The organism is Streptomyces sp. NPDC006512 (genome assembly GCF_040611935.1).
Lineage (GTDB): Bacteria > Actinomycetota > Actinomycetes > Streptomycetales > Streptomycetaceae > Streptomyces.
In genome coordinates, this window is the sequence record NZ_JBEXPG010000005.1 from 1 (window position 1) to 25,273 (window position 25,273).

At 72.0% G+C, this 25,273-nt stretch carries 21 protein-coding genes and 1 tRNA gene; 10 read left to right on the plus strand and 12 right to left on the minus strand.

Annotated elements, in window-relative coordinates; all coding sequences use genetic code 11:
- Positions 1-199 precede the first annotated feature (199 nt).
- The 3 genes from ABZZ17_RS04845 to ABZZ17_RS04855 form a co-directional block, all read right to left on the minus strand.
- Positions 200-1,084 carry a cellulose-binding protein gene (locus tag ABZZ17_RS04845; RefSeq protein ID WP_356872040.1) on the minus strand — a complete coding sequence of 295 codons (885 nt, stop codon included), beginning with the start codon at positions 1,082-1,084 and terminating at the stop codon, positions 200-202.
- A gap of 135 nt (positions 1,085-1,219) precedes the next feature.
- Positions 1,220-3,736 (minus strand): SUKH-4 family immunity protein, encoded by a 2,517-nt coding sequence (locus ABZZ17_RS04850; RefSeq protein WP_356872042.1) that lies wholly within the window; start codon positions 3,734-3,736, stop codon positions 1,220-1,222.
- A 7-nt stretch (positions 3,737-3,743) separates the two neighbouring features.
- Positions 3,744-4,736 carry an SMI1/KNR4 family protein gene (locus ABZZ17_RS04855; RefSeq protein WP_356872044.1) on the minus strand — a complete coding sequence of 331 codons (993 nt, stop codon included), beginning with the start codon at positions 4,734-4,736 and terminating at the stop codon, positions 3,744-3,746.
- A gap of 230 nt (positions 4,737-4,966) precedes the next feature.
- Here ABZZ17_RS04855 and ABZZ17_RS04860 point away from each other — a divergent pair, with 230 nt between their 5' ends.
- Both ABZZ17_RS04860 and ABZZ17_RS04865 read left to right on the plus strand, forming a co-directional pair.
- Positions 4,967-5,521: a YwqJ-related putative deaminase gene (locus tag ABZZ17_RS04860; RefSeq protein WP_356872438.1), complete on the plus strand. Its 555-nt coding sequence runs from the start codon at positions 4,967-4,969 to the stop codon at positions 5,519-5,521.
- A 5-nt stretch (positions 5,522-5,526) separates the two neighbouring features.
- Positions 5,527-6,039 (plus strand): SUKH-3 domain-containing protein, encoded by a 513-nt coding sequence (locus tag ABZZ17_RS04865; RefSeq protein WP_356872046.1) that lies wholly within the window; start codon positions 5,527-5,529, stop codon positions 6,037-6,039.
- 141 nt (positions 6,040-6,180) lie between these two features.
- On the opposite strand, the gene ABZZ17_RS04870 is transcribed toward ABZZ17_RS04865, so the two are convergent.
- Positions 6,181-7,452, minus strand: a complete 1,272-nt coding sequence (locus ABZZ17_RS04870; RefSeq protein ID WP_356872048.1) for a histidine kinase — start codon at positions 7,450-7,452, stop codon at positions 6,181-6,183.
- 263 nt (positions 7,453-7,715) lie between these two features.
- Here ABZZ17_RS04870 and ABZZ17_RS04875 point away from each other — a divergent pair.
- From ABZZ17_RS04875 to pth, 5 genes are all read left to right on the plus strand, one after another.
- Positions 7,716-7,787: transfer RNA gene (locus tag ABZZ17_RS04875), tRNA-Gln, on the plus strand.
- Between the two features lie 110 nt (positions 7,788-7,897).
- On the plus strand, positions 7,898-9,346 hold the full coding sequence (glmU, locus tag ABZZ17_RS04880) for a bifunctional UDP-N-acetylglucosamine diphosphorylase/glucosamine-1-phosphate N-acetyltransferase GlmU (protein ID WP_356872050.1): 1,449 nt from the start codon (positions 7,898-7,900) through the stop codon (positions 9,344-9,346).
- Between the two features lie 134 nt (positions 9,347-9,480).
- A complete protein-coding gene (locus tag ABZZ17_RS04885) occupies positions 9,481-10,458 on the plus strand; it encodes a ribose-phosphate diphosphokinase (protein WP_031138975.1) in 978 nt (325 codons plus the stop codon).
- Positions 10,459-10,640: 182 nt separating this feature from the next.
- Positions 10,641-11,222: a 50S ribosomal protein L25/general stress protein Ctc gene (locus ABZZ17_RS04890; RefSeq protein WP_356872053.1), complete on the plus strand. Its 582-nt coding sequence runs from the start codon at positions 10,641-10,643 to the stop codon at positions 11,220-11,222.
- A 99-nt stretch (positions 11,223-11,321) separates the two neighbouring features.
- The gene (gene pth, locus ABZZ17_RS04895; protein WP_356872055.1) at positions 11,322-11,912 is read left to right on the plus strand and encodes an aminoacyl-tRNA hydrolase; all 591 of its coding nucleotides are present in this window, start codon (positions 11,322-11,324) and stop codon (positions 11,910-11,912) included.
- Between the two features lie 64 nt (positions 11,913-11,976).
- Here pth and ppc read toward each other — a convergent pair whose 3' ends face one another.
- Entirely contained in the window at positions 11,977-14,670 is a 2,694-nt protein-coding gene (ppc, locus tag ABZZ17_RS04900; protein ID WP_356872440.1) for a phosphoenolpyruvate carboxylase, read from the minus strand.
- A gap of 383 nt (positions 14,671-15,053) precedes the next feature.
- Between ppc and ABZZ17_RS04905 the strand changes: the two genes are divergently transcribed.
- On the plus strand, positions 15,054-16,049 hold the full coding sequence (locus ABZZ17_RS04905; protein WP_356872057.1) for a fatty acid desaturase: 996 nt from the start codon (positions 15,054-15,056) through the stop codon (positions 16,047-16,049).
- Positions 16,046-16,720 carry a TetR/AcrR family transcriptional regulator gene (locus ABZZ17_RS04910; protein ID WP_125816680.1) on the plus strand — a complete coding sequence of 225 codons (675 nt, stop codon included), beginning with the start codon at positions 16,046-16,048 and terminating at the stop codon, positions 16,718-16,720. Before ABZZ17_RS04905 ends, ABZZ17_RS04910 begins: the two co-directional genes overlap by 4 nt.
- A 61-nt stretch (positions 16,721-16,781) precedes the next feature.
- Here the strand turns inward: ABZZ17_RS04910 and ABZZ17_RS04915 are convergent, their stop codons facing one another.
- Both ABZZ17_RS04915 and ABZZ17_RS04920 read right to left on the minus strand, forming a co-directional pair.
- Entirely contained in the window at positions 16,782-17,177 is a 396-nt protein-coding gene (locus ABZZ17_RS04915; RefSeq protein ID WP_356872060.1) for a VOC family protein, read from the minus strand.
- Positions 17,178-17,179: 2 nt separating this feature from the next.
- Positions 17,180-18,070: a trans-aconitate 2-methyltransferase gene (locus tag ABZZ17_RS04920; RefSeq protein WP_356872062.1), complete on the minus strand. Its 891-nt coding sequence runs from the start codon at positions 18,068-18,070 to the stop codon at positions 17,180-17,182.
- 146 nt (positions 18,071-18,216) lie between these two features.
- Between ABZZ17_RS04920 and ABZZ17_RS04925 the strand changes: the two genes are divergently transcribed.
- On the plus strand, positions 18,217-18,714 hold the full coding sequence (locus ABZZ17_RS04925) for a MarR family transcriptional regulator (RefSeq protein WP_356872064.1): 498 nt from the start codon (positions 18,217-18,219) through the stop codon (positions 18,712-18,714).
- Here ABZZ17_RS04925 and ABZZ17_RS04930 read toward each other — a convergent pair.
- From ABZZ17_RS04930 to ABZZ17_RS04950, 5 genes are all read right to left on the minus strand, one after another.
- Entirely contained in the window at positions 18,673-19,446 is a 774-nt protein-coding gene (locus ABZZ17_RS04930; protein WP_356872066.1) for a response regulator transcription factor, read from the minus strand. The two genes, ABZZ17_RS04925 and ABZZ17_RS04930, sit on opposite strands and share 42 nt — an antisense overlap.
- A gap of 512 nt (positions 19,447-19,958) precedes the next feature.
- Positions 19,959-20,918 carry a UDP-glucose 4-epimerase GalE gene (galE, locus tag ABZZ17_RS04935; RefSeq protein WP_356872068.1) on the minus strand — a complete coding sequence of 320 codons (960 nt, stop codon included), beginning with the start codon at positions 20,916-20,918 and terminating at the stop codon, positions 19,959-19,961.
- Between the two features lie 97 nt (positions 20,919-21,015).
- Positions 21,016-21,708 (minus strand): LuxR C-terminal-related transcriptional regulator, encoded by a 693-nt coding sequence (locus tag ABZZ17_RS04940; RefSeq protein WP_356872070.1) that lies wholly within the window; start codon positions 21,706-21,708, stop codon positions 21,016-21,018.
- A gap of 162 nt (positions 21,709-21,870) precedes the next feature.
- Positions 21,871-23,571: a PQQ-binding-like beta-propeller repeat protein gene (locus ABZZ17_RS04945; protein WP_356872072.1), complete on the minus strand. Its 1,701-nt coding sequence runs from the start codon at positions 23,569-23,571 to the stop codon at positions 21,871-21,873.
- Positions 23,568-25,193, minus strand: a complete 1,626-nt coding sequence (locus ABZZ17_RS04950) for a PQQ-binding-like beta-propeller repeat protein (RefSeq protein ID WP_356872074.1) — start codon at positions 25,191-25,193, stop codon at positions 23,568-23,570. The genes ABZZ17_RS04945 and ABZZ17_RS04950 overlap by 4 nt, the downstream gene beginning before the upstream one ends.
- Between the last annotated feature and the right edge of the window lie 80 nt (positions 25,194-25,273).

Sequence of the window (25,273 nt, forward strand, 5' to 3'; positions counted from 1 at the left end):
TGGCGCCCTGCCCCGCCCGACAAGACGCTCCGGACAAGGCGCCATAAATCATGCCCGCCCCGGACGACCCCCCACCCCGGCCCCGACCCCGGCCCCACCCGCAGCCCCCACCACGGGAACGGCCCGGGCCGGGGCGGCAGCCCCCGCCGGGGCCGAAGTAACAGCCCACCCGACCCCACCCCGCCCGGCCAGGGCAACGTCATCCCTCCGCCGGAGCCCGCCCCGTCAGCGCCGCCAGGCTGGAGCGGACGTGGTTCATGTGGGCCCGCATCTCCTCCTGCGCCTCCGCATGCTCCCGCAGGATCCGCTCCGTCTCCCGCCCGACCCGCTCCTCCCGCACCCGCGCCTCCGCCACCAGCTCCGCCGCCCGCGCCTCCGCGTCCTCCTGCCCGTGCCGCGCGGATTCCTCCGCCTCCGCGAACCCCCGCCGCGCCTCGTCCAGCCGCGCCTGCGCGTACCGCTCCTGCTCCGCCGCCCGCGCCTCCAGCTCCGCCTCCCGCGCCGCCAGCTCCCGCTCCGCCGCGTCCCGCCGCTCCACTTGCTCCTGCTCGCGCTCCGCGAGCAACGCCTCCGACCGGCGCCGCGTCTCCGCCAGCCCCGCCTGCGCCTCCGCCCGCCACGCCGCCGCGTCGTCCCGCGCCTCCGACCGCACCTCGTCGGCCTCCCGCTGCGCCCGCAGCAACCCCTGCCGCGCCCGGACCTCCGTCTGCTCCCGCACCGCCTCCCCGTCGTGGCGCGCCAGTTCCGCCACCCGGTCCGCGTGCGCCTCCGCCGCGCCCAGCGCCTCCCCCGCGTCCGTACGCGCGTCCCGGCGCAGTACGTCCGCCTCCTCCTGCGCGAGCAGCAGGATCCGCCGGGCCCGTTCGCTGAGGTCGTCGTACGTCTGCGGAGCCAGCGCCGCCACGGCCTCCCGCAGCCGCTCGGCCTCGGCCTCCATCCGCTTCGCGAGGACGGTCAGCCGTGCCACCCGTTCCCAGGCCTCGTCCCGGCTCCCGGAGAGCCGCGCGAGATACCGGTCGACCTCGTCCATCCGGTAGCCGCGACCGCGCACGGTGGCCAAACCCTGAGGTCCGTGAGGTGACATGGGTGCACTCATCCTGGAAGCGCCTCTCTCGCGGGGATTCCCGTCAAGGATGCGTCATTTGCTCGCAGAAGCCGGAATGGCCGGGCCGGTACCCCGTTCGAGGGTCCCGGCCCGGCCATCCATCCGATCATCCGATCAGAGCAATCCGTCCCACATCTGCTCCAGCAGCACCGACCACCAGCTCTCCGGCGAGGCCAGCGCCGCACTGTCGAGACCCGCCAGATTCGCCTGGAAATCGACGGTCCACCGGCCTGCCTGCTCCGGCGTCAAATGCTGCCGCAGCCGCCACATGTGACCCAGCATCGCCAGCGAACGCGCGAACTGCGGCAGGCTCGAATTCACGAACTGCGGCGCCACGGGCGCCCCGCCCGGACCGGCCTCCACCGGCACCGCCACTATGTGCGCGGTCCCGTACTGAACGCACAGCGCCTTCCCGAAGTCGCTGCCGACGACGAGGTACGAACCCGCGTCGGACGCCGGCTGCACCTGCCGCTGCGCCGCCAGTTCCGCGAGCGTCGGCACCGGCTGGCCCGGTACCGCCTGCGCCCAGAAGAACGGCCCGAAGTCGACGGGAAGACCCGCCCACATCAGGGTCTGCGCCACGATGTCGGGCACGCCCTGCCGGGACACCGCCCGCTGATCGAAGCGGAACACGCCCTGCGGCCCGAACGCCCCGGCCAGCTCCTGCCCGATGACCTCCATCGGGACGGCGGGCTGGAGCGGAACCTGCGGCAGCGGCGCCCGTACCGGCGCGGGCCGCGCCGGACCGTCCGCCACCTGGTGCAGCTCACCCTGATGGGTGAGCAGGTGCCGCATGCCCTGCTGACGGCCCGCGTGGTCCGTTCCGTACGGGGCCACGCTGGTGATCCGCACCTGCGGCCACGTCTCCCGGATCATCCGGGCGCAGTAGCCGCCGGGCAGCTCACAGGAGGCCAGCTCCGTGTGCAGCTCCAGCACCTGCTGGGGCGGCACGTTCATCGCACGGAGCTCGTACAGGATCTGCCACTCGGGGTGCGGTGTACCGGGCGCCGAGCGACGGATGAGCTGCTGCTCGGAACCGTCGGGCGCGCGGTAGCGCAGTACGGCCTGGTAGCCGGGACCGACCGTGGGCACACCGGACGGCACCGGCCCCTGGGCACCCGGATGCGGACCGGAAGGACCGGGCGGCGGACCGGGAGGACCGGGCGGCTGCGGCACACCCGGACCGGCCAGCATCGTCGCCGCGTGGTGCGCACCGCCACCGGGCGCACCCGGCGGACCGGGAGGCGCCGGAGGCTGCCCCACCGGCGGACCGGCCAGCATCGTCGCCGCGTGATCGACCCCGCCCCCGGGCGCACCGGGCGCGCCGGGCGGACCCGGCGGCTGCGGCACACCCGGACCGGCGAGCATCGTCGCGGCATGGTGCGCACCGCCACCGGGCGCACCCGGCGGACCCGGAGGCGCGGGCGGCTGACCCGCACCCGGAGCCCCGGGCGGACCGGGAGGCGCGGGCGGCTGACCGACCGGCGGGCCGGCCAGCATCGTCGCGGCATGGTCGATCCCCCGCCCGGAGGAACCCCCCGGCACACCGGGCGGACCGGGAGGCGCGGGCGGCTGACCCGCACCCGGAGCCCCGGGCGGACCCGGCGGCTGCGGCCGGCCCACCGCCGGGCCGGCCAGCATCGTCGCGGCGTGATCGACCCCCCGCCCGGAGGAACCCCCGGGCACACCGGGAGGCTGCGGCGGCTGCACCCCGCCGGCACCACCGGCGGGGCCGCCCGCGGGACCGCCCGGCCGGGAGACCTGCGCCTTGCTCGTCGGCGCGTCGGCGATGTCCGCCGCCTCCGGCGACTGCCCCAGCGCGGGGACCACGGCCGTCCTCGGCAGCTGGCTGCCACCGGCCATCAACGTCGTCTTCGCCTCCGGCGCCACACCGGAGGACGAGGGCGCCTCCTCCAGGTCCGACCCGGACAGCGGCGGTGCGAACACCGTCGCGGGCAGCGGTACGGACGCGTCGTCCGCACCGGAGTTCACATCGGTCCCGGCCCACGGCGTGGACCCGGCCGGCACCCCGTCGTTCGCGGTCGGCTCGTACGGGACCTCGCCCCCGCGCCGCAGCGGCACCGGGTCCCCCGCCACGGCCGGAGCCGCGGCCGGCTCGGAAACCGGACCCGGAGCCGCCGGAGCCCCGGGGTCGAAGGACCCGGAAGAAGCGGGCGACACAGAAGGCGGGGAAGAAGACGGGGAAGCGGGCGGGGAAGAAGAGGACGGCGAAGAACGCGGACGGCCCCCCGGGATCCCCGCCCGGTCCGCCGCCTCCTGGAGCCACTCCGGCGGACTCAGGATGAACGAGGTCTGCTCCGCGTCGATCCGCGGCGGCGGCACCGAAGCCTCCGCCGCGGCCGCCGAGGCCGACGCCCCGTACTCCTCCTCGTACCGCCGGATCACCTCACCGACCGGCAGCCCCGGCCACAACGTCACCTCACCGCTGTCCCGCGCGATGACCAGCCGCTGCCGGCCACCCCCCGACACCGGACCGGTGGGCCGGTCCTCGGCCCACACCACGAACCCGAGACCGAACTCCCGCACCCGCACCTCACGGTGCTGGTACGCGGGCACGTCCCCGTTGATCCACTCCTCGGCGCGCTCCTGCGCCTGCGCGAACGTCACCACAGTGCGATCAACCCTCCATGCCCGGACTCAGCACCGGAACCGAACGTGCGAATCCGCCGTCCACCATCAGACCGGCCACCGACTCCAGCTCCGGCGGGTTCCCCGCCAGCCGCTCCAGGAAGGCATCGAAATCGGCACCGCACGGCAGCAACAGCCGCTCCACCCGCTCCTGCACCGACCAGCCGTCCCGGTCGCGCGCGTCGTCGTACGGGGAGAACCAGACCGAACCGATGCCCTGCCCCTTCACCTTCACCGCGAGCAGCCCGCCCTGCACGAAGGCCACGCACAGGTAGTCCTTCGTCAGGTGGTCCCGCAGGCACTTGTTGACGTACACGAGGTCGTTGACCGCGGCCTCCTCACGCACCGTGAAGAACGGCTGGTCGACCAGCAGACCCAGCTCCACGAACAGGCCCGCCCCCACCGGAGCACAACCGCCCGCCGCCTTCAGGAACGACCGGTACGCCTCCGGCAGCCGGTACCCGAGGTCCTCCTCGACCCCCTGCACCTGCTGCTCCGACACCGAGACCACGGCCTTCGGCAGCTCCAGGTGCGCCGGACGCACCTCCTGGAGCGGCCGCGTACCGCGCTTGTCGTGGTCGACCGGGGCCGTCGCCAGTCCGGCGTGGTGCCGCAGCAGCGCCTTGACCTCGACCGGGACCAGCTCCATCCGGCGCGACCCCGCCACGTGGTGCCAGGTCCAGCCGTGCGGAGTCGCCACCGCACCGACCGTGTCCCACAGCTCGTGGCCCGCCGCCCGCATCGCCGCGTTCGCGGACACGCAGTCCGTCAGACGCAGCTCGTCGACACCGAAGCCCTCCGGCGGCTCGGCGATCTCCACCGCCGCACGCGCGTAACGCGAGAAATCGGGATGACCGTCCCCGTCCATCCGCACACCGTGGGGATGGCGGGCGGCCCGGACCGGGTCCGGGAAGTGCACGACCTGCCCCGAGTAAGCGGCGTTGGGTGGCGCGGCCTGCTGCCCGAGCCGACCTGTCGTCATGGCGGTAGCCCCCTGCTGGATCTGGCTGGTTCACCACAGCCTATGTGTTCAGGCAAGACCGGCACCCGCCCCTACCCAGTGCGCACGCCCGCCAGGCAGGAACATCCGAATTGATACGAATATTCGACCCCGCTTCCACACGGCAGGTGACATTTGACAGGCTGTCCCCGCAGCACGGGGGCGTGCGCGACAGCGGCCACCACCGCCGCCACGGGAGGGAAGGCGCGACCATGCAGACCGCGACACCACGAAACACGGCAACCCGCACCGACCACGCGGAACCGACGGAAGCCGGCACCACCGGCCCCGCCGGCGACCCCCGCCTGCGCTGGAGCAGCACCGACGGCACCACACCACCCGTCCTGCGCTTCCGCCGCGACGGCATCCTCCCCACCGTCGCCGCCGCACTCTCCGTACGCGGCGAAACCCTCACCGGCACCGCCGGCAAGGCCGACCAGCCGCCCGTCCTCCACCCGCTCGTCCAGGACTTCCTCGACACCCTCACCAGCGGCCAACGCGAACGCTTCACCGGCCGGTGCCCCGAAGCCATCCTGCTCTCCCGCCACCTCACCGCCGTCGAAGCGGCCCGCAGCCGCCGCGCCTCCCGCAAACCGCTCACCGCCGGCGAGGCCCGCCGCTCCCTCAAACACTCCCGGATCACCGCCCGCCGCATCCGCGAGGACGGCGACCCCCTCCACGGCAGCTACGCACCCCCGTGCCGCTCCTGCGACGCGCTCCTCACCCACTTCGGCGTACGCCCCGTCGACCTCACCCACCCCGAGTAGCCACCATGACCGCCTCCTCAGCCTCCTACGACCGCTCCTCGGCCACCCGCTTCCAGGGCCCCGTGGACTCCGCCCTGCGCACCGCCGGCTGGGAACCCGGCCGCTGGGACATCAAGCAGGCCGAATACTGGGCCGACGCCCTGCGGGACCACACCACCCCCGCCGGACACCGCCACAACGTCTTCCCGGCAGCCGTCGAAGCCTGGGCCGAATTCGGCGGACTCATCGTCACCGCCCCCGGACCCGGCCGCCAGACGGCACCCACCACCGTGCGCCTCGACCCGCTCACCGGCCTCCACCTGGCCCGCACCTTCGCCGACCTCGGCCGCGCCCTCTCCACCCAGCTCTGCCCGCTGGGCGTGGACTCCGACGGCGCCTCCCACCTCGCGATCGACCGCGAAGGCCGCGTCTACGGCATCGACCACACCGGCGACTGGTACCTCGGCGCCGGCCTCGACGAAGCCCTCACCCTCCTCCTGACCGGCCTCCAGCCGGCCCGCCTCAGCACGGAGGGCTGAACCGGGACCCGGCCGCCCCCACGCGGCCGCCCCGCACACCCCCGGCACGTACCGGCCCGGAGCCGTCCCCCGGCCGTGCCCTCACGCTCACCGGAGCACCACCGGACCCGCCGCCCCGCACCGCACCGCACCGCGAAGCCCCTACGCACCCCGCCCGCGCGGCAGCACCGCCGACACCCGGAAACCCCCCGCCTCCGTCGGCCCCGACACGAACACCCCGCCCAGACCCAGCACCCGCTCCCGCATCCCGACCAGCCCGTTGCCCCCGCTCGGCAGCCCCGGCACGTCCGCCTTCCCGTCACACGGCCCGTTCTCCACCTGCATCGCCACCTCCCCCTCCCGATGCGCCAGCCGCACCACCACCCGTGCACCCGGAGCGTGCTTGTGGCAGTTCGTCAACGCCTCCTGCACCACCCGGTACGCCGTCTGCTCCACCTCCGCCGGATACGCGTCCCCCACACCCGGCTCCCCCTGCACCACCAGCTCGACGCTCATCCCCGCCGCCCGCGACTGCCCCACCAGCGCCTCCAGCTCCGCCAGCGACGGCCCGTCCTCACCGGCCCCCGCCACCGGCGCCACCACCAACGGCTGCGCCACCGGCTTCGGCGACTCCGCCCGCAGCACACCGAGCATCTCCCGCAGCTCCGTGAGCGCCTGCCGCCCCATGTCCCCGACCAGCGCGGCGTTCCTCACCGCCTTCACGGGATCCTTCAGCGCGACCGCCTGGAGCGCCGCCGCGTGCACCACCATCAGCGACACCCGGTGCGCCACCACGTCGTGCATCTCGCGCGCGATGCGGGTCCGTTCCTCGGTACGGGCCCATTCCGCCCGCTCCTCCGCCCGGTCGGCGAGCAGCGACAGCTCCCGTTCCAGCGAGTCCGCACGCTCCTGGAGGCTCTCCATCAGCCGGCGCCGGGCACCCACGTACAGCCCGAGGAGGAGCGGCGGCACGGTCAGCGCCACCGCCATGAACGCGGACAGCACCAGCACCAGCGTGCCGTCGGCCTCCACGTCCCCGCGGGTGCGCATGTACGTCACCACGAACGTCCCGGCGAGCGCCATCGAGGCCAGCGTCGCCACGATCCGGCGCGGCACCTCGGAGGCGGCCAGGGTGTACAGCCCGACCAACCCCAGCAGGAAGCCCATCATCGCCGGGGTCACCGCGATCCCGACCAGGACCACCGCGATCGGCCAGCGGCGCCGCAGCACGAGCGTGGACCCCACCACGAGCCCGAACAGCACCCCGACGGCCACGGGCACGCCCGCCTCACGGGCCGTCGGCACCCCTTCCAGGGCGCACTCGATCGCGGAGGCCACCCCCAGCCCCACGTCCAGGACGGCCCCCCGCCGCCGCTCCCACCACCAGGGCCCGTCCCGCCCCGCCCCGCCGCGCTCTACCCCCGTACCGGTCATGCCGTCCAGCGTACGCACGGCCCTCAGCACACCCGCCAGCGAAATTCCCGCTTCCTCGTCGGCGTCGCCGCGTATCGGGGGAAAGGGGCCGAGGCCAGACCTCAGCCCGGAAGAACGCCGGTGCGGGTTACCGCGGCTGCCTGTCCGTGCGCGTCTTGCGGGGCGCGGAACTTTACCGTCGCATCGAGGGCTGGTGGTACGGCATAGTAGGGGCGTCTAGTTGAGGCGGCACAGGCAGATGTCCGTTTTGGGCTAGATCGCCATCCCCTGTGGTGTAATTGGCAGCACTGAGGCTTTTGGTGCCTTATGTCCGGGTTCGAGTCCTGGCGGGGGAGCCTTGCACGTTCGGGTCCTGACCTCCGCGGTCGGGACCCGGCTTCGTTTGGGGCCCCTGACCCCCCGCTATCCTTCACGGGTCCACCACCCGAAGCCGAAGGGCACACCCGTGAGCGCAACCCGCCCGGCAGCCGTCGTCGTACTCGCAGCGGGTGAAGGCACCCGCATGAAGTCGGCCACTCCCAAGGTTCTGCACGAGATCAGCGGGCGCTCGCTCGTCGGTCACGTGGTCGCCGCATCCCGCGAACTGGACCCCGCGCACCTCGTGGTCGTCGTGGGTCACGCCCGCGAGCAGGTCACCGCGCACCTCGCCGCGATCGACGCCGGCGTCCGCACCGCAGTCCAGTACGAGCAGAACGGCACCGGGCACGCCGTCCGGATGGCGCTCGAAGGGCTCGGCGGACCGGTCGACGGGACCGTGGTCGTGGTCTGCGGGGACACCCCGCTGCTGACCGGCGAGACGCTGGAGCAGCTCGCGCGGACGCACGAGGCCGACGGCAACGCCGTCACCGTGCTGACCGCCGAGGTGCCGGACTCCACCGGCTACGGGCGCATCGTCCGCGACGGCGCCACCGGCGCCGTGACGGCGATCGTCGAGCACAAGGACGCCACCGACGCGCAGCGCGCGATCCGTGAGATCAACTCCGGGGTCTTCGCGTTCGACGGCGCGCTGCTGTCCGACGCGCTCGGCAAGGTGCGTACGGACAACAGCCAGGGCGAGGAGTACCTCACCGACGTGCTCGGCATCCTGCGCGAGGCGGGGCACCGCGTCGGTGCGGCGGTGGGCGCCGACCACCGGCAGATCCTCGGGATCAACAACCGGGTGCAGCTGGCCGAGGCGCGGGCGTTGCTGAACGCGCGGCTGCTGGAGCGGGCGATGCTCGCGGGCGTGACGGTCGTGGACCCGGCGAGCACGTTCGTGGACGTGACGGTGACGTTCGGGCAGGACGCGCTGGTGCACCCGGGTACGCAGCTGTTGGGTGAGACGCACGTCGGCGAGGGCGCCGAGGTGGGTCCGAACACGCGGCTGAAGGACACGCGGGTGGGTCCGCGGGCGCGGGTGGACAACACGGTGGCGGACACGGCCGTGATCGGGGAGTCGGCGAGCGTGGGTCCGTTCGCGTACCTGCGGCCGGGGACGAACCTGGGGCCGAAGGCGAAGGCCGGTACGTACGTGGAGATGAAGAACGCGACGATCGGCGAGGGCACGAAGGTGCCGCACCTGTCGTACGTGGGCGACGCGACGATCGGCGAGTACACGAACATCGGTGCGGCCAGTGTGTTCGTGAACTACGACGGTGAGCACAAGCACCACACCACCGTCGGCTCACACTGCAAGACGGGTTCCGACAACATGTTTGTGGCACCCGTCACCATCGGGGACGGTGCCTATACGGCGGCCGGCTCGGTGATCACCAAGGACGTGCCGCCCGGTGCGCTGGCCGTGGCCCGTGGCCAGCAGCGGAATATCGAGGGCTGGGTGGCCCGCAAGCGTCCGGGCAGCGCGGCGGCGACGGCCGCGCAGTCGTCGGTGGACAAGGACTCCGGTCACCCGTGAGGTGAACTGACCGGAAACGGGTACGCCCGGGACGGCGTACCGTGATAGGTGCACGCAATTCGGCTGGCTCACCGTGTGCGGGACGGACGCACACGGGGGCGAGCAGCTTTCCACACGTCTGAGGAGACAGTGCTGTGACCGGGATCAAGACGACCGGCGAGAAGAAGCTGATGCTCTTCTCCGGCCGCGCCCACCCCGAGCTGGCCGAGGAGGTCGCGCACCAGCTGGGGGTCGGCCTCGTGCCGACCAAGGCTTTCGACTTCGCGAACGGTGAGATCTACGTCCGCTTCCAGGAGTCGGCACGTGGCGCGGACTGCTTCCTGATCCAGAGCCACACGGCTCCGATCAACAAGTGGATCATGGAGCAGCTGATCATGATCGACGCGCTGAAGCGCGCGTCGGCGCGCTCCATCACCGTGATCGTCCCGTCCTACGGTTATGCCCGTCAGGACAAGAAGCACAAGGGCCGCGAGCCGATCTCGGCGCGTCTGGTCGCGGACCTGCTGAAGACCGCGGGTGCGGACCGCATCCTCACGGTCGATCTGCACACGGACCAGATCCAGGGCTTCTTCGACGGTCCGGTGGACCACCTGTCGGCGCTGTCGGTCCTCGCGGACTACGTGGGTGCCAAGGTGGACCGCACGAAGCTGACGATCGTCTCTCCGGACGCCGGCCGTGTGCGGGTGGCCGACCGCTGGTGCGACCGTCTGGACGCGCCGCTGGCGATCGTGCACAAGCGCCGCGACAAGGACGTCGCCAACCAGGTGACCGTCCACGAGGTCGTGGGTGAGGTCCGGGGCCGCGTCTGCGTCCTGGTGGACGACATGATCGACACCGGTGGCACCATCTGTGCCGCGGCCGACGCGCTGTTCGCGCACGGCGCCGAGGACGTCATCGTGACGGCGACGCACGGCATCCTGTCGGGTCCGGCGGCCGACCGTCTGAAGAACTCGAAGGTCAGCGAGTTCGTGTTCACGAACACCCTGCCGGACCCGTCCGACCTGGAGCTCGACAAGATCACGGTGCTGTCGATCGCTCCGATGATCGCCCGCGCGGTGCGCGAGGTCTTCGAGGACGGTTCGGTGACCAGCCTGTTCGAGGAGCAGCAGTAACCGCTCCGCGGTAGATCCTTTTGGTGCGGCCTCCCCCGCCGGGTACACTCCTCGAGTTGCTCGGCGAGGGAGGCCGTACCTGTTTTCGGGTGCGGATGCTCCGTTATCGACGCGCTCTTCGTAGCAGGCCGTTTCGGCCGGGTGACTGTCATCTTGTTTCCGTCACCCCACGAGGAGTGAGCATGTCCGAGATCAAGCTTTCCGCCAAGATCCGTGACACCTTCGGCAAGGGCTCTGCCCGCCAGGCCCGTCGCGACGCCCTGGTTCCCGGTGTCATCTACGGTCACGGCCAGGCCCCGAAGCACGTGAACGTCGAGGGTCACGCCCTTCAGCTCGCGCTCCGTACCCCGAACGTCCTGCTGTCCCTGGACATCGAGGGTGAGGGCACCGAGCTGGTCATCCCGAAGGCCGTGCAGAAGCACCCGCTGAAGCGTTCGATCTCGCACGTCGACTACCTGATCGTCAAGAAGGGCGAGAAGGTCACCGTCGACGTCGCGATCGTCACCGAGGGCGAGCTGGCCGCCGGCGGCAACATGCTGGAGACCCTGCAGAACACCGTCTCCGTCGAGGCCGAGGCCACCCACATCCCGACCGAGGTCACCGTCTCCATCGCGGGCCTCGAGGCCGGCGACACCATCCACGCCAAGGACCTGGTCCTCCCGAAGGGCACCACCCTGGCCATCGACGGTGACGTCGCCGTCCTGCAGGTCGTCGCCCCGCAGGCCGAGGAGCCGGCCGCCGAGGCCGAGGGCACCGAGGCCTGAGCCTCGCCCCACCCCCTCAGCAGTTGCTGACCGACCGCCGTCCGGCTCCACTGGAGCGGGACGGCGGTCGTTCTCGTACACGGGCATAAGGAGCTTTTGATGTCGGACGACGCGGCGCCGTGGCTGGTCGTCGGTCTGGGGAACCCCGGGCCGGAGTACGCGGGCAACCGCCACAACATCGGGTTCATGGTGGCCGATCTGCTGGCCGAGCGGATCGGCGGCAAGTTCAAGGCGCACAAGGCCCGGGCCCAGGTGGTCGAGGGCCGCATCGGTCCGCCGGGCCCGGCGAACCGCCGGGTGGTGCTGGCGAAGCCGATGTCGTTCATGAACCTGTCGGGCGGCCCGGTGACGGCGCTGCGCGACTTCTACAAGGTGCCGCTGGAGCGGATCGTGGCGGTCCACGACGAGCTGGACATCGACTATCCGACGCTGCGGCTGAAGCTGGGCGGCGGGGACAACGGGCACAACGGCCTGAAGTCGATGACGAAGGCGATGGGCGCGGACTACCACCGGGTGCGGTGTGGCATCGGCCGGCCGCCGGGCCGGATGCAGGTCGCGGACTTCGTGCTGAAGGACTTCTCGTCCGCGGAGCGCAAGGAGCTGGACTGGTTCGTGGACCGGTCGGCCGATGCGGTGGAGTGCCTGATCCAGGAGGGCCTGGAGCGGGCGCAGTCGGCCTACAACTCGTAGCCGTCCACGCGCGAAGGCCCCCGTCACCGTTTCGGTGGCGGGGGCCTTCGTGTGTGTGGCGGGGTCAGCCGGTGTTGCGCAGGCCGGCGGCGACGCCGTTGACGGTGAGCAGCAGGGCGCGGGCCAGGAGCGGGTCCGCTTCCTCGCCGCGGGCGGCGGTCGCGCGCTGGCGGGCGAGCAGGGAGACCTGGAGGTAGGAGATCGGGTCGAGGTAGGCGTCGCGGACGGCGAAGGTCTGCTGGAGGACCGGGTTGGAGTCCAGGAGCTTCTTGCCGCCGGTGATGCGCAGGACCTCGCGGACGGTGAGCTCGTGCTCGGCTTCGATGCGGGCGAAGACGTGCTTGAGGTCCTCGGGCACGAGGGTGTCGACGTAGTGGCGTGCGATGCGCAGGTCGGTCTTGGCGAGGGTCATCTCGACGTTGGAGAGGAAGTTGCGGAAGAAGTGCCACCGCTCTCCCATCTCGCTGAGGGCGGCGTCCTGGCCGGCTTCGCGGAGGGCCTTGAGGCCGGAGCCGACGCCGTACCAGCCGGGGACGATCTGGCGGGACTGGGTCCAGCCGAAGACCCAGGGGATGGCGCGCAGTCCGTCGAGGCCGGCTCCGGAGTCGGGGCGGCGGGAGGGGCGGGAGCCCAGGTGGAGGTCGGCGAGCTGGTCGACGGGGGTCGCGGCGAAGAAGTACGCGGGCAGGTCGGGGTCTTCGACGAGTTCGCGGTAGGTGGTGTGGGCGGCGTCGGAGACGATGTCCATGGCCGCGTCCCAGCGGGCGAGGGCCTCGTCGGACTGGCGGGGGGCGGTGTGGAGGGCGGAGGCCTGGAGGGTGGCCGCGACGGTCAGTTCCAGGTTTTCGCGGGCCAGTGAGGGGACGAGGTACTTGTCGGAGATGACCTCGCCCTGCTCGGTGACCTTGATCTCGCCTTCGAGGGTGCCCCAGGGCTGGGCGAGGATCGCGTCGTGGGAGGGGCCGCCGCCGCGGCCGACGGTGCCGCCGCGGCCGTGGAAGAGGCGCAGGCGGACGCCGTAGCGGTGGGCGACGTCGCGGAGCCGGCGCTGGGCGCGGTGGATCTCCCACTGGGAGGTGGTGATGCCGCCGAACTTGGAGGAGTCGGAGTAGCCGAGCATGACCTCCTGGACGTCGCCGCGCAGGGAGACGAGGCGGCGGTAGGAGGGGTCGGCGAGCATCTCGTCGAGGATGACGTCGGCGGCGCGGAGTTCGTCGGTGGTTTCCAGGAGCGGGACGATGCCGATCTTGGCCCAGCCGCCGTGGAGGTCGATGAGGCCGGCCTCGCGGGCGAGGACGGCGGCGGCGAAGACGTCGTCGGCGCCCTGGCACATCGAGATGATGTAGGACTCGATGACCTCGGGGCCGAACTTCTCGAAGGCGTCCTTGATCGCGCCGAAGACGCCGAGGGTCTTGTGGCCGGCGGCGTCGAGGGGGGCCGGGGTGGGGGCGAGGGGGCGGCGGGAGCGGAGTTCCTTGGCGAGGAGCTTCTGCCGGTAGTCGCGGGGCATGTCGGCGTAGCGCCAGGATTCCTCGCCGAGCCGGTCGAAGAGCTGGCCCAGGGCGTGGTGGTGGGCGTCGGCGTGTTCGCGTACGTCCATGGTCGCGAGCTGGAGGCCGAAGGCGGCCAGCGTGCGGATGGTGCGGTCCATGCGGCCGTCGGCGAAGAGGGCGCCGCGGTGTTCGCGCAGGGAGGTCTGGACGAGGGTGAGGTCGGTGAGGAGCTCGGCGGTGCCGAGGTAGTCGCGGCCTTCCTCGTGGGGGGTGCCCTTGGCGAGGCGCTCGCGGGTGTTGACGAGCTTCTGGCGGATGCAGGTGGCCTTGAGGCGGTAGGGCTCTTCGGCGTTGAGGCGCTTGTACCGGGGGCTGATCTCGGGGAGGCGTTCGAGGTCGGCCTGGAGGGAGGTGAGGAGTTCCTCGGTGGCGCCGGTGTAGCGGATGGAGTTGGACAGCAGCCCGCGCAGGAAGTCGATCAGTTCGAGGGCGTCGGTGATGCCGTGTTCGTGCTGGAGGATCAGGACGTCGCGGGTGACGTCGGGGGTGACGTTGGGGTTGCCGTCGCGGTCACCGCCGATCCAGGTGCCGAAGGTGAGCGGGCGGGTGCCGGCGGGGAGCTCGACGCCGACGCGCTGGAGTTCGGCGGCGAGGTCTTCCAGTACGTCTCCGACGGCGCCGGCGTGGAGCTCGTCGAGGTAGTAGATGGCGTTGCGGGCCTCGTCGGCGGGCTCGGGGCGGACGACGCGCAGTTCGTCGGTCTGCCAGACGAGGTCGATGTTCTCGGCGAGCCGCAGGTCGTGGCGGCGGCGCTCGCCGGCCCCGGAGACGGGCTCTTCCAGGAGGGCGGCGATGCGGCGCAGCTTGTTGAGGACGCTGCGGCGGGCCGCCTCGGTGGGGTGTGCGGTGAAGACGGGCCGGACGTTGAGGTTCTTGACCGTCTCGCGCAGGTGCTCGGGGTCGGCGTCCTTGAGCATGTCGGCGGTGCGGGCCAGCAGGCCGCCTTCGGCGGCGCGGTGGGCGCGCAGTTCCTTGCCGCGGTGCACCTGCTCGGTGACGTTGGCGAGGTGGAAGTAGGTGGAGAAGGCGCGCACGAGCTTGGCGGCGGTCTCCAGGTCGGTGTCGCCGAGGAGGGCGGCCGCGGCTTCGCCGTCGGTGCGGGTGAGCGCGCGGACGCGTTCGACGAGGTCGAGGAGGTCTTGGCCCTCCTGGCGTACGAGGGTCTCCCCGAGGAGGTCGCCGAGGCGGCGGATGTCCGCGCGCAGCTCTGCGTTGGCCGTGTCCGCGGCGGTCGCGGCGACGGAGGTGGCGGGGGCCTGGTCAGCACTGCTCACAGGTGCGGCTCCTTGCAGTGTTCGAGCGCTACTGGGCGGGGGGCTCCCGGGTGCGCGCGGCGGTGCCGCGTCCTGATGCGCAGCTCGGGCTGCCCGTGCGGACCGCGCTGTCCGACGACACCAGGATAGGTGTCCTGTGCGGGTGACCGGGCAGGGTGCCCGCCCAGTGGACCGTGCGGGTCGGAGCGGGAAGGTCCCGGCCGTGCTCCTCTTGCCGGAAGCGGCAGCTTTGCCATACTTACGATGCCGTAGGTTACGGATGCGTAGGTCCGGGCCCGGTGCCTGCCGACTCCTCACCCCCCGGGGGAACCCCCATGACCACCAGTCCCGATCTGATCGAGGACGCCTCGGCGTCCTCCGTGCGCGGTGGCGATCCCGCGTCCGAGCCGTCCGCGACGCGCGGCGGCGAGAGCAAGCGGTCCGTCGAGCAGGTCGCCCTGCTGCTGTTCATCACCGTCCCCTTCGTGGCGCTGCTGGCGGCGATCCCGCTGGCCTGGGGCTGGGGGGTGAGCTGGCTGGACGTGGGCCTGATGGTGTTCATGTACTTCCTGGCCTGCCACGGCATCACGATCGGTTTCCACCGGTACTTCACGCACGGTTCCTTCAAGGCGAAGCGGCCGTTGCGGATCGCGCTGGCGGTCATGGGGTCGATGGCGGTGGAGGGTCCGCTGGTGCGCTGGGTGGCGGACCACCGCAAGCACCACAAGTTCTCCGACCACGAGGGTGATCCGCATTCGCCGTGGCGGTTCGGCGAGACGGTGCCGGCCCTGATGAAGGGCCTGTGGTGGGCGCACATCGGCTGGCTCTTCGACGAGGAGCAGACCAATCAGCAGAAGTACGCCCCGGACCTGATCAAGGATCCGGCGATCCGGCGGATCTCGCGGGACTTCGTCTTCTGGACGCTGTTCTCGCTGGCGATCCCGCCGCTGGTGGGCGGTCTGGTGACGATGTCGTGGTGGGGGGCGTTCACGGCGTTCTTCTGGGGTTCTCTGGTGCGTGTGGCGCTGCTGCACCACGTGACGTGGTCGATCAACTCGATCTGTCACGCGGTGGGCAAGCGGCCGTTCAAGTCGCGGGACCGCAGTGGCAACGTGTGGTGGCTGGCGGTGCTGTCGTGCGGGGAGTCCTGGCACAACCTGCACCACGCCGATCCGACGTCGGCCCGGCACGGCGTGCTGCGCGGGCAGGTCGATTCGAGTGCGCGGCTGATCCGCTGGTTCGAGCAGCTGGGCTGGGCGAGCGACGTGCGGTGGCCGTCGGCCGAGCGGATCGATGCCCGGCGCCAGGAGAAGACGTCGAACCCGGCATGATGGGGGACGTGGCGATCGACGGCAGCAGTTCCAGCAGCGACAAGCCCCGGCGAGGCCGCCGGGTCCGGATGACGGGCGCCGAACGGCGTCAGCAACTGCTGGACATCGGCCGCGCCCTGTTCGCCGAGAAGGGTTTCGAGGGCACGTCGGTGGAGGAGATCGCGGCGAAGGCCGGGGTGTCCAAGCCGGTGGTGTACGAGCACTTCGGCGGCAAGGAGGGCCTGTACGCGGTGGTGGTCGACCGCGAGATGCGCCAGCTGCTGGACGGGGTGACGGGGGCGCTGACGGCGGGGCACCCGCGGGAGCTCCTGGAGCAGGCGGCGTTCGCCCTGCTCGACTACATCGAGAGTTATACGGACGGCTTCCGGATCCTGGTCCGGGACTCTCCCGTGGCGCAGTCGACGGGTACGTTCGCCTCGCTGATCAGTGACATCGCCACGCAGGTGGAGGACATCCTGGGTCTGGAGTTCAAGGCCCGCGGCTTCGATCCGAAGCTGGCGCCGCTGTACGCGCAGGCGCTGGTCGGGATGGTGGCGCTGACGGGTCAGTGGTGGCTGGAGACCCGGCGGCCGAAGAAGGCCGAGGTCGCGGCGCACCTGGTGAACCTGGCCTGGCACGGGCTGGAGAACCTGGAGCCGAGACCGCGGCTGGTGGGTCACCGCAAGAGCTGAGCGGACGCGACGGCGCCCCGTCACCGGAGGTCCGGTGGCGGGGCGCCGTCGCGTCACGCGGCTACAGGCAGGGCTCTTCCAGGCCGTGCCGTCGCACGTCGTGGGCCTCCAGGAACTCCAGCCGGTTGCCGACCGGGTCCTCGGAGTAGAAGCGCTTGTGGCCGGGCAGGTCGCCGTCCCAGACGACGGATGCCCCGCGCTCCTCCAGTCTGCGCGCGTACGCCTCGATGCCGCTCACCCTGAGGCCGGGGTGGGCCTTGCGGGCCGGGCGGAAGTCCTCTTCCACCCCCAGGTGCAGCTGGACGCCGCCGGCGGCGAACCAGCAGCCGCCGCGGGCGGCGAGGACGGGGGGTTTGGAGAGCTCCGTCATGCCCAGGACACCTGTGTAGTAGGCGCGCAGCGCGTCTTCCGAGCCGGGGGGCGCGGCGAGTTGCACGTGGTCGACGGCGGTGAGCACGGTCAGGCCTCCTTGCGGGCGACGGCGAAGATGCGGCGGAAGGGGAAGACGGTGCCGCGCGGGCCGGGCGGGTAGGCCTCGCGCAGGATTTCCCGGTATTCGGCGAGGAAGCGTTCGGCTGCCTCGCGGTCGTCGCCGAGGGCGGTGAGCACGGGCCGCAGGGCGGTGCCCTTGACCCAGTCGAGTACGGGGTCGGGGCCTTGCAGCATCTGGTGGTAGGTGGTTTCCCACACGTCGACGGCGCAGCCGAGCTCGGTGAAGCGGGCGAGGTATTCGGCGGGTTCGAGGAGGTGGATGTAGCGGGCGCCGTGGCCGGCGAGGCGGGAGCGCCAGCGGGCGGTGTCGCAGAGGTCGGCGAGCAGGCGGTGGCTGGGGGCGCCGAAGTTGCCGGGGATCTGGAAGGCGAAGGTGCCGCCGGGCCGCAGTCCGTTGATCCAGGCGGCGAAGGAGCCGGGGTGGCTGGGCACCCATTGCAGGGCCGCGTTGGACACGATCAGGTCGTAGGTCTCCTCGGGCATCCAGTCGGCGATGTCGCCGCGGCGGAAGTCGAGGTGGCCGCCGCCGGCGGTGGGTCCGGCGTGTTCGGCGGTGGCGCGTTCGAGCATCTCGGGTGACAGGTCGAAGCCGGTGATGCGGGCTTCGGGCCAGCGTTCGGCGAGGAGGGCGGTGACGTTGCCGGGGCCGCAGCCGAGGTCGGCGATGCGCAGGCCGGGGGCGCCCTCGGTGGTGCGGCGGGGGGTGGGGAGCTCGGGTATGCGGGTGAGGAGGTCCAGGAAGGGGCGGGTTCGGTGGCCGGCGTGCCGGAGGTACTGCTGGGGGTCCCAGGTGGGTGCGGAGGGGGTGGAGCCGTCCATGGCCTGGGGGCGCACGGCCGGAGCGATGTCGGAATGCATGTTCGAGCCTCCCTGCTGGTGGGGCGGTCGGAAGCGGAAGCCGTTCCGGCCACCTCCATGCCCCATGGTCGGCCAGAATATATCTCGTAGTCAAGATTCTTGATTTCAAGAGACTTCATGTCGACAGACCCCTTACACTGATCGGCATGGAGGACGAGGTCGACCGACTGGTCGCGGCATGGCGGCGAGAGCGCCCTGACCTCGACGTGGAACCGCTCGAGGTGCTCAGCCGCGTCAGCAGGCTCGCGCGCCACCTCGACCGCGCCCGCAGGCTGGCCTTCTCCGAGCACGGGCTGGAACCGTGGGAATTCGACGTGCTGACCTCGCTCCGGCGCGCGGGCGCGCCCTATCAGCTGTCCCCCGGGCAACTCCTGACCCAGACGCTCGTCACCTCGGGCACCATGACCAACCGCATCGACCGGCTCGCCAAGAAGGGCCTCGTCGAACGGCTGCCCGACCCCAACGACCGGCGCGGCGTACTCGTCCGGCTGACGCCCGAGGGCCGCGACCGCGCCGACCAGTCCCTCGCGGGGCTGCTGGCCCAGGAACGGGCGATCCTGGCCCAGCTCTCGACGGCGCAGCGCGGCGACCTCGCGGGGCTGCTACGCCAGTTGACCGCTCCGTTCGACAACGTCCCCGGGTAGTCCCGACAGTTCGGCGGGCCGTACGCCGGCCCTCCTGGCCAGGGCCACGGCAGCCAGCGTGGAGTGCACCCCGAGTTTGCCCAGCACGTTCTGCATGTGGGTGCGGACGGTGTGCGGGGACAGGAACAGCCGGGCCGCCACGTCCTTGCGGCCCAGCCCGGCCACCATGCAGCGGAGCACCTCGTGCTCCCTCGGCGTGAGGGATTCGACGAGCCGTTCGCTGTCCGTACGGTGCTTGCGGGCCGCGGTGAGCTCCCGGAGCACCCCGGTGAGCAGCGCGGGCGGCAGGTGGGTCTCCTCGCGCAGCACCCCCCGGATGACCGCGAGCAGCCGTGACAGGGAGCAGTCCTTCGCCACCCACCCGGAAGCGCCCGCCTGGAGGGCCAGGGCGGCCCGGCGGGGGTCGTCCCGTTCGGCGAGGACCACCGTGCGGACCCCGGGGTGGGCGACGCGCACCCCGGCGACGAGCGCGATCCCGTCGGGCCCGGGCGGCGCCCCGGAGCCCGGCTCCCGCTGGGCGGGTACGGTCCCGGCGGCGGCACCGAGGTCGGCGTCGACGAGCATGACGTCGAAGCGGCGGCCCTCGGCCGCCGCGCGTTCGAGACAGCGCGCGGCCGCGGGACCGCTGCCGGCCGCGGACACGTCCACGTCCGGCTCGGCCGCGAGCGCGGCTGCGAGGGACTCGGCGAAGATGCGGTGGTCGTCGACCACCAGAACCCGGATGCGAACCACAAAACCCCCAAGGGTCGGGGAACGGACGGCTGCGGGTACGACGCCCGGACCAGGAGGTCCACAGGGCGCCGCGGCCGCCGCCGCGACTTCTGTGCACTACCCCGGACCGGACGCCGTACCCGGCGTGTCTCGACCCCTGAATCAACACCGGCCCCCACCGGTGTCACGCATCAGCGTAGGGCCGGGGGCGTCTCGCGGTTGGCCGAATAGCAGAAGTTTTTCCGGGGATTTTCCGCTGGGCGGGTCCCGAACAGGCTTTGGGGTGGCTGGTTTTCGATGGCCCTGAGGGTCCGGACGGAGCAATCGGGGCCGGAGTGTGCCATGGGCAGTTGCACGAGGGGGCTTTCACCCGGCGTACGCACGCTGGGCGCCCGCGCAGAGCGCCCGCGCACCGCGCCCGCCGCACACGCGCACGCCCCCCGCACCGGTCGGGTGCGAGGGGCGCGGGGGACGGCCGCGGACCTGCGGCGCGCGGGGCGGGCCGGGGCAGGGCGGGCCGGGGCGGGCCGGGGTCAGGAACGCTGCCCGCGGGCGAAGTTCCAGGCGTCGGTGACGATGGTGGTCAGGTCCGAGCGGGTCGGGGTCCAGCCGAGGCGCTCGTGCGCCGCGCGCGCGGAGGCGACCAGTACCGCCGGGTCACCGGGGCGGCGGGCGGCGACGGTCTCCGGGATGTCCCGGCCGGTGACCTTGCGGACGGTCTCGATCACCTCGCGGACCGAGAAGCCGCTGCCGTTGCCGAGGTTGCAGACCAGGTGCTCGCCCTCGGCCGCCGCCTCCAGCGCCGACAGGTGCGCCTCCGCCAGGTCGGCGACGTGGATGTAGTCCCGTACGCAGGTGCCGTCCGGGGTCGGGTAGTCCTCGCCGAACACCGAGATGGACGCGCGCTCCCCCAGGGCGACCTGGAGGACCAGCGGGATCAGGTGGGTCTCGGGATCGTGCCGCTCACCGAACTCGCGGTAGGCGCCCGCCACGTTGAAGTAGCGCAGCGAGACCGCCGCGAGGCCGTGCGCCACGCACTCCCCCGCGATCATGTGGTCGACGGCCAGCTTGGAGGCGCCGTAGGGGTTGGTCGGCGCGGTGACCGAGTCCTCGGTGAGCGGGCCGTCGGCCGGCTCACCGTAGGTCGCGGCGGTGGAGGAGAAGATGAGCCTGCGGACCCCGGCGCCGCGCATCGCGTCGAGCAGGGCGAGGGTGCCGCCGACGTTGTTGTCCCAGTACTTGCCGGGGTTCACGACGGACTCGCCGACCTGCGAGGAGGCCGCGAAGTGCAGCACCGCGTCGTAGGAGGGGTCCAGGTGCTCGGCGGCGTCCTGGATCCGGCCGTCGATCACGGTGGCGCCCGCGGGGACTCCCTCGCCGAAGCCGGTGGAGAAGTTGTCGAGGACGGTGACCTCGTGGCCGGTCTCCAGGAGACGGGCGGCGACGACGCTGCCCACGTATCCGGCGCCGCCGGTGACCAGGTACTTGCTCACTCGCACTCCTACTGCTCGCGGACGCACGCGTACGCGCGTGCTGGTGACTGGCTTACCGGATTCCGCGGCTCCGGGGAAATCGCCGGAGCCGCGCGACTCATTCCGCGGCCGGCTGCGGACGGGCGGGCAGCACGGCCCGGTCCAGCAGACCGGTGCGCGCGGCCAGCGCGGCCGCCTCCAGCCGCGAACCCACGCCCAGCTTCATCAGCACCCGCTGGACGTGGGTGCGGGCCGTGCTCGGCGCGATCGCCATCCCGGCGGCGATGAGCCGGGTGTCCTCGCCCTCGGCGACCCGGACCAGCACCTCCACCTCGCGCGGGGTGAGCATCCGCAGCAGCCGGCTGCCCTCGTCGTCGGGCTGGGCGGCGGGGTTGAGCAGCTCGGCGAAGGCCCCCTGCAACAGTTGGGGGGCGATCGCCACCTCACCCGCCCGGGCCTTGGCCAGGGCCCGTTCCACGCCCTCGATGCGCTCGTCGTGGCGTACGTAGCCCGAGGCCCCGGCGGCGAAGGCCGCGGCGATCCCGCGCGGGCTGGGCACCGGGCCCAGGACGACGACGGCGATCTGCGGGCGCTCCCGCTTGATCCGGGCGACGGGTTCGAAGATCCCGGGGTCGGCGGGGGTGGCGGTGCCGAACAGACAGACTTCCGGGGCGCGGCTGATGACCAGTTCGGCGGCTCCGGCCGTCGGCGCGGCCGCCGCGAGCACCCGGTGCCCGCGCAGTTTCAGTGCCGAGGCGAGCGCCTCGGCCAGCAGCCGGTGCTCGTCGACCACCATGACCCGTACGCCCATTCAAGGCTCCCACCCCAGATCCTTCTGACCCGGCAAGCTACACGCTTGTTCGACGGGGCGTGCCGGTTACCGCGCAGAAGCCCCCGGAAGGGCGGACCTTCCGGGGGCTTCGGGGTGGGACCGCTCGCGGTCGGCCGCGGTCGGCGCGCGGCCGGCCCGCGGTCAGCTCGCGGTGAAGGAGACGAAGAGGAACTCGGGGTCGGCCTTGTCCGAGTACGGCTTGCGGACCATCGTGCGCGAGATGAAGAACTTGCCGTTGTGGTAGCGGAACTCGGAGTGGTCCGCCGAGAACTGGCCCTCGGCGCGCTGGCCCGTCTTCTCCGGCGGGTTCTCCATGAGGAGGGTTTCCTTCATGGTCTTGCTGTCGATGCTGACGATCTGGCCGCCCTTGTTGTACGGGGGCGACTTGTAGGCGATGACGTTCGAGCCGTCCATGCGCAGCGGGGTGATGGTGTAGCTCTCGCCCGCGTCGGCCCGGTCGGTGGTGGCCTTGCCGGTCTCCAGGTCGAAGGAGACGAGCTCGTTGGTGCGGCCGACGGAGGATCCCGAGCCCTGGTGCTCGTAGGTCGGGAGGTAGACCTTGCCGTTGCCGACGACCATCTTCGAGCACTGCTCGACCTCGGTGGCGGGGCACTCGGGGGCGTAGTTGCCGGTGGCGAGCGGGATGCGGCTCTTGAGCTGGCCCGCGTCGTCGACGACGAAGAGGTCGCTGACGCCGGTGGCGTTCTTGGCCGTGTCGCCGACGTCGGCGGCGACGATGAGCGGCTTCGTGGAGATGATGCCGGCCCACTCGATGCCCGGGGACAGCTTGTACGAGGACTTCGGGGCGCCGCTGACGGGGTCGAGGATCTGCGCGTAGAGGGTCTGGTTGGGGATCCGGCCGCACTTGCGCAGGACCGCGAGGGCCTCGCCGCCCGCGTAGCCGAGGTCGTAGCAGCCCTCGCCGTCGACCTTGGGCGTCCACAGGGACTTGCCGTCGGCCAGGCTCCAGGCGGCGCCGCCGCTGAGGCCGCCGGCGGCGACGGTCTGGCCGCTGATGGAGACCTCGTTGAAGCTGACCGGCTTGTCGCCGCCGGTGGCGGACTTGGCGGTGGCGGACCACACGAGCTTGCCGGTGTTCAGGTCGATGACGCCGACCTGGGTGCACTGCGGGTACTTCTTGTCCTCGGTCGGCATGGCCTCCTGGAAGAGGATGGCCGACTTGTTGTCGGTGACGTGCTTGGTCGCGCCGCAGATCTGGGCGGGGAGCGGGAGCTCCCACTTCTTGCCGCCGTCGACCAGGTTGTAGCCGACGACCTTCGCCACGTCGGACTTGACGTAGGTGGAGTCGGTGAGCCAGGAGCCGTCGACGGAGACGACCTCGGCGGGCGCCGGGCTCGGGACGTTGACGAGGGTCTTCGACTTGGGGTTGGACGGGGCCTTCTCGGTTCCGCCCGGGGCCGCGGGGGCCTTGGGGTCGGCCGAGCCGGTGGGGTCGCCCTCGGCGACGGTCTGGCCGCCGTCCCCGTCGCCGGAGACGTACCAGAAGCCGCCGCCGATGATCATGACCATCGCCAGCAGGGCGGCGCCGACGATCATCAGCTGGGTGCGCTTGTCGTTGCCGCCGCCCGCCGGGCGCTGGGCCGGGGCCTGGACGACGGTACCCGGCTGCGGCGGGTAGCCGTAGCCGGGCTGCTGCTGGGGGTAGCCGTATCCGGCCGGCTGGGTCGGCGGCTGGGCCGGCGGCTGGGGAACGGTCGGCGGGGCCGAAGGGGGCGGCGGCGTGGGCGCGCCGAAGCCTCCCGACGGGGGCTGCTGCGGGGGCGGCGGGGTACTCATGGAGTGCTGTTGCCTCTCGGTGGGCGGCTCGGTGGACTCGTTCACTTGCCGAAGGCCATCAGGAGCTTCTCTTCCTTGCCCTCGCCGGCCAGCCTGGTGACGGAGAGGAAGAAGCGTCCGTCCTCGTAGGCGGTCTGGGAGAACATGAAGGAGCCCTCGATCTTCGCGGCGGGGCCCGAGGGCAGCTTCAGGAGCACCTTGGGCGTGCCGCTGCCGGCCGGGAGCGACACGATCTCGCCGGGCTCGTCGAGGGCGCCCCTGCGGTAGGCGGTCAGCTGGCCGTTGGCGGCCTTCAGCGGGACGAAGGTCTGCTTGTCGCCGGCCTTGGTGCGCCACTTGGTCTTGCCGGTGTTGAGGTCGAAGGCGACGATCTCGGCGCTCGCGGTGTCCAGTTCCGCGCCGGTGCCCAGGTAGACGGTGTCGCCGTCGACGACGGAGTTCCCGCAGTGCTGGAGGCCCTCGCTGGTGCTGCTGCCGCCGCAGTTGATCGTGAAGTTGCCGTCGCCGGAGAGCGAGTTGCGCTTCTGTCCCTTGTCGTCGATGACGAGGATGCCGCGCTGCTTGGTCTCGCGGTTCTGGGCGTCGATGACGGTCGGGCTGACCGAGTAGACGGCCTTGACCTGGAAGCCCTTGGGGAGCTTGTAGGACCAGGTCTTCTTGCCGGTGTTCGGGTCGGCGTCCTGGATCTCGACGGTCTTGTCGGCGTCCTGGCACATGGCCACGGCGATCATCTTGCCGTTGCCGGCGGCGTAGTCCGTGGGCTTGCAGCCCTCGGGGCCGGCGTCGGAGAAGAGCTTGTCGCCGGTGCTCAGGCGGTGGGCACTGAGGCCGCCCATCCAGCCGAGGGCGAAGGTGTCCCCGGTGAGGGTGACCGTGGTGTCGACGGCGGACTTGAAGAAACCGTCCATGACGACTTCCTTGGTCCAGACCTCCTTGCCGCCCTTGAGGTCGATCAGCTTCATCTGGTTGCAGTTGGAGTCGTCGGCGTTCTTGACGACCATGACGGTCTTGCCGTCGGGGGTGGTCTGACCCGTGAGTCCGCAGATCTTCGTGCCGAGGTCGAGCTTCCACTTTTCCTTGCCGTCGGCCACCGCGTAGGCCACGACGGACTTGTCGACGGTCTTGACGACGGCGTCGCCGACCACCCACTGCCCGGCGGTCGGGATCCCGACGGCGGGGCCCTCCATCTTGGCGGTCTTGAGCCAGAGCGCCTTGTCCTCGCCGGGCTTGCGGCCGGAGTTGAGGTCGGTCGGGTACGAGACGCCGGCGCCCTTGCCGTCGCCCTTGTCCACGGAGGCCGAGGGGGAGGGTTCGCCGGAGGGGGCGGGGCTCTGCGCGACGGGTTCCTTGGGCGCCTTGCCGTCGTCCCCCGCGAGGAGGAACCAGCCGCCGGCGCCCAGTACGAGCACGCCGGCGACGGCGGCCGCGATCAGCGCGGCCGGCTTGCGCCGGCCGGGCGGCGGCGGGACGGGGGGCATGCCCTGCGGCGGGGGCGGGAACCCGTAGCCGCCCTGCTGCACGGGCTGCGGAACGGTCGGCGGCTGCTGCTGGGCGTACGGGTTGGCGCCCTGTGGCGGGAATCCGTACCCCTGCTGGGGAGGGCCGGGCAAGTGTCCGTAACCGGACGGCGGCGGCGGCTGGTTCGGCGGCTGGGGCGGCTCGGTCATCAGCGCATACCTTCGGCGTCAGGCGGTCAAGCGGTCGGTAGAACGACCCTTTCTATCACTCGTGGCCGACATGCGACGGG